The organism is Sphingopyxis sp. A083 (assembly GCF_001468495.1).
GTDB lineage: Bacteria > Pseudomonadota > Alphaproteobacteria > Sphingomonadales > Sphingomonadaceae > Sphingopyxis > Sphingopyxis terrae.
In genome coordinates this window covers 1-4,209 of sequence record NZ_LNSK01000021.1, presented here as the reverse complement: position 1 = coordinate 4,209, position 4,209 = coordinate 1, and the positions used below count along the sequence as shown (strand labels likewise).

Genomic DNA, 4,209 nt, shown 5'->3' with positions numbered 1-4,209 from the left:
GTGGCCGTGGTCATCCCGCCGCGCCCCCTGCCCCCCGGCAATGCCTCGCTGACGCAAATCCTCCCCGCGCGCGGCGTCGACGGCCGGTTCATGACCGCGAACAGCGGCATCAGCGGCGACCGCGCCTTCTGGCAGCTCAAGATTGCGCTCAACGTCGCGGCGATCGGCTGCCGCGGCGCCGAAGAAGCGACGCTGGTGTCGGCCTATAACAATATCATCAAGGCGCATGCCAAGCAGATCCGGTCTACCGAAAAGACGGTCATCGCCGATCTGGGCAAGGAAACGCGCACCAACGGCATCGCCGCGCGCGACAAGCTGTCGACGCAGCTTTTCAACTATTTCGCGCAGCCGCCGGCGCAGCGCGCCTTCTGCGCCCGCGCCAACGAAGTCGCCCAGCTCGTCTCGTCGACCCCGTCGGCACAGGTCATTCCGCAGGCTCCGGCCCAGCTTGCGCAGCTCGACCAGCCCTTCGTCGATTTCTATGAAGCCTATGCCAAATATCAGGCCGATGTCGCCGCGTGGGACGCAAAATATGCCCCGCCCCCGCCGGTGATGACCGCGCCCGCCACGACAGCGGTGTCGGGACCGTCCGGGGCACCCGTCGGCGGCAACTGAAACCGCCAGAATAGCGGGATAAAAGTGGTGCCGGGCAATGGCGTTGGCGCCGTGCATCTGTTAGCAGGATTGCACGATGACCAACGCCCCGCCCCCGCCGACATCCGCCGCCCAATCGGCCCGCACGATCCTGACGCGGCTGCACGAGGTGATGGCGGCGCGCACCAACGCGCAGTCGAAGCTTAACCAGGTTGTCGGCATCATCGGCGAATGCCTCGATAGCGAGGTCTGTTCCATCTATCTGCTGCGCGAAGGCGCGCTCGAACTTTATGCCACGCGCGGGTTGAAGCAGGAGGCGGTGCACGTCACGCGACTGGGCCTCGGCGAAGGTCTGGTCGGCACGATTGCCGAACAGATCGAAACGCTGAACCTCGACGAAGCGGCGGCGCATCCCGACTTTTCCTATCGTCCTGAAACGGGGGAGGAGCTGTTCCACAGCTTTGCCGGCGTGCCGATCATCCGGCGCGAGCGCGCGGTCGGCGTCCTGTGCGTCCAGCATGCCGAACCGCGCCGATATGAAGAGATCGAGATCGAGACGCTGCAGACGGTCGCGATGGTGCTGTCCGAACTGATCGCCAACGCCGATCTGGTCGATACCGCGGCGCGGATCGATGCGGGCGAAACCGACCAGTCGATGCAGCGCCTGTCAGGCCAGAAACTGGTCGACGGCATGGGCGCCGGGATCGCGGTTTTCCATCAACCGCGCGTCCATATCGAACATACGGTCGCCGACGATATCGAGGCCGAGCGCCACCGCGTCTACGCCGCATTCGACAAGATGCGCGAACAGATCGACCGCATGGCGAGCCAGGCCGAATTCGGCGTCGGCGGCGAGCATGAGGAGGTGCTCGAAACCTACAAGATGTTCGCTTATGACGAGGGCTGGTCGCGGCGGATCAACGAAGCGATCGACAGCGGGCTGACCGCCGAAGCGGCCATCGAACGCGTCCAGCAACGCACCCGGATGCGGATGCGCCAGATCGACGATGCGCTGCTGCGCGACCGCATGCACGACCTGGAAGATCTGTCGAACCGGCTGATCCGGATCGTTTCGGGGCAGATGGGGACGGCGGCGCAAGTCGGGCTGCGGCAGGATTCGATTCTCGTCGCCCGCAACCTCGGCCCCGCCGAGCTGCTCGAATATGATCGCCGCCGGCTCAAGGGCGTGATCCTGGAAGAAGGGTCGCTGACCGCGCATGTCATCATCGTCGCGCGCGCGATGGGCGTCCCCGTGCTGGGCCGGGTCCGCGACGTCCGGACCTCGATCCGCGAGGGCGACATGCTGCTCCTCGATGCCGCCGCGGGCACGCTGCACGTGCGCCCGACGCAGGCGGTACAGGACGCCTTCGATGCCAAGCTCGTCATCTCGCAAAAGCGCCGCGCGAGCCTGGCGTCGCTGCGCGATCTGCCCGCCGTCACCAAGGACGGGGTACCGATCGAGCTGATGATCAACGCCGGACTGCGTGAGGACGTCGCCGCACTCGACCTCACCGGCGCACGCGGTATCGGGCTCTTCCGCACCGAATTCCAGTTCCTCGTGTCGGCGACGCTGCCGCAGCGCGAACGGCAACAGCGGCTCTACCGCGACGTGCTCGACGCCGCAGGCGACCGTCCTGTCATCTTCCGCACCGTCGATATCGGGGGCGACAAGGCGTTGCCCTATATGAATGTCGACGAAAATGCGCTGGAGGAAAATCCGGCGATGGGCTGGCGCGCGCTGCGCCTCGCGCTCGAACGCGAAGGCCTGCTGAAAGTCCAGGCGCGTGCGCTGATGGAAGCGGCCGCGGGACGCACGCTGAACGTGATGTTCCCGATGGTGTCCGAACCCTGGGAATATGAGGCGGCGCGCCAGTTGTTCATCAACCAGCGCGCCTGGCTGAAACAGCATAACAAGAAGCTGCCCTCGGCGATCCGCTATGGCGCGATGCTCGAGGTGCCGGGTCTGATCGAGACGCTCGATCTGATGCTGCCGCACCTCGACTTCCTGTCGATCGGCACCAATGACCTGACCCAGTTCCTCTTCGCCGCCGACCGCGCGCACCCGCGCCTCGCCGAACGCTATGACTGGCTATCGCCGACGGTGATGCGCTATCTGGCGCGGGTCGTGAAAATGGTATCGGGATCGAAGGTCACGCTTGGCGTCTGCGGCGAAATGGGCGGCCGCCCGCTCGAAGCGATGGCGTTGCTCGGCATCGGGATCGAACGCCTGTCGATTACGCCGGCCGGGGTCGGTCCGGTAAAGGCGATGATCCGCTCGCTCGACCTTGGCGCGCTGCGCCGCGATGTCCCGGCGATCCTCGCCCACCCGGCCGCCAACCCGCGCGGGCAATATCTCGACTGGGCCCAGAAGCACCACGTCGATCTGGGCGAATAGCCGCGCGGCCTGACTGAAGGGGGACAGGACATATTGGAGTGGGGCCGTTGACGGGATCAGGCGGGAACAGGCGGGATTGAGCGGGCAAATGTGGCCGATTTACGGGGGAATTTCGCGGGCACTCGGAAATTGGCGATCGGTGAGCGCTGTCTATAGCGATGGTTAAAATAGACGGCGGCGTGACAGGTCGATTTGTAGTGGGCCGGGGTCGGCGCGCGGCATCCTTCAAGAAGGTTCTCAGGCGCAGAAAAGCGGCCTCTTAGACGCTGAGCATGCCGAACCAATCGCGCCAAGTCGGCTGTTCGAAACGGGGCGATCTGCATGAGAAACTGGGACAAGGCACGCCCAGTTCGGTGATGCGCCATTATCTGCGGAAAGCTGCGCCTCTCGCCGCCAAACGGGCCGCGACACAATATTACAAACTGGGGCGTAAATTCGAGCGGCTTCCGTGGCCGCATCTGCTATGCTGTCGCAATGACCAAGCCAGCATTGGAAAGGATCGCTCGGGCGCTGTGTAGCCACGATGGCCACCCGGAGAATATCCAGTTCGAGGGCGAGCCAATGTGGCGAAGTTATCTGTCCGCGGCCCGAACAGCGTTGATGGCGATCCGCGAACCAACCGAGCGGATTCGCGCCGCGACAGAAGGCGGTTGGGAGGCGATGGTGGACGCCGCGCTGAAAGAAGGTCCGGCGATTTAGCGCGCGGCGATATCCTTGCGCTCAAGATCGCCCTGCACATCTTCGAAGCTTGCCCGGTCGACGATTTGGAGGTCGGCCCGACCGGACATGAAGCCGGTTTTGATCTGGCAGCGAACATAGCGCGTTTCGCCGGCGGCGACGTTGACCTCGACGCTCGCTGTCTTGTTCGTCAAGATGTATCGACCAGGAGCGACAGACCACTCGGCGAACTTGCCGCGGCCAAGCTCAACCACTTCCTTCCCCTCATAACGCACAGGGCAAGCAACCCCCGCTCCCCAGACGCTGCCGCCGCGGTAGATCACGATTTTGCCTTCGGCTTCTGTGGGGACCGCGTCCTGGGCGGACACCGGCACCGCAATAAGAAGTGCGGCCGCTGCAACAGACCGGATCATGAGACTTCCTTTCATTCAACCAGGCGAAGATGCGGGCGGACGCGGAGCGGGACGATATTGTCGCCGGGGTGCGCCTCGACCCAAATGGATCGTTCGATGATATCGGCGGGAACGGTTAAGAAAATGACC

4 protein-coding genes are annotated in these 4,209 nt (G+C 64.4%); 3 read left to right on the top strand and 1 reads right to left on the bottom strand.

From position 1 onward, the window contains the following. From ATE59_RS18095 to ATE59_RS17945, 3 genes are all read left to right on the top strand, one after another. Positions 1-615, top strand: a 615-nt coding sequence (locus tag ATE59_RS18095; RefSeq protein ID WP_058813491.1) for a hypothetical protein, incomplete at its 5' end; no start/stop codon positions are given. A 76-nt stretch (positions 616-691) separates the two neighbouring features. Beyond that, entirely contained in the window at positions 692-2,989 is a 2,298-nt protein-coding gene (gene ptsP, locus ATE59_RS17350) for a phosphoenolpyruvate--protein phosphotransferase (protein WP_058813490.1), read from the top strand. Between the two features lie 474 nt (positions 2,990-3,463). After that, positions 3,464-3,688 (top strand): hypothetical protein, encoded by a 225-nt coding sequence (locus ATE59_RS17945; RefSeq protein ID WP_156416835.1) that lies wholly within the window; start codon positions 3,464-3,466, stop codon positions 3,686-3,688. On the opposite strand, the gene ATE59_RS17345 is transcribed toward ATE59_RS17945, so the two are convergent. Beyond that, positions 3,685-4,080: a DUF2846 domain-containing protein gene (locus ATE59_RS17345; protein WP_058813489.1), complete on the bottom strand. Its 396-nt coding sequence runs from the start codon at positions 4,078-4,080 to the stop codon at positions 3,685-3,687. The genes ATE59_RS17945 and ATE59_RS17345 overlap by 4 nt on opposite strands. Between the last annotated feature and the right edge of the window lie 129 nt (positions 4,081-4,209).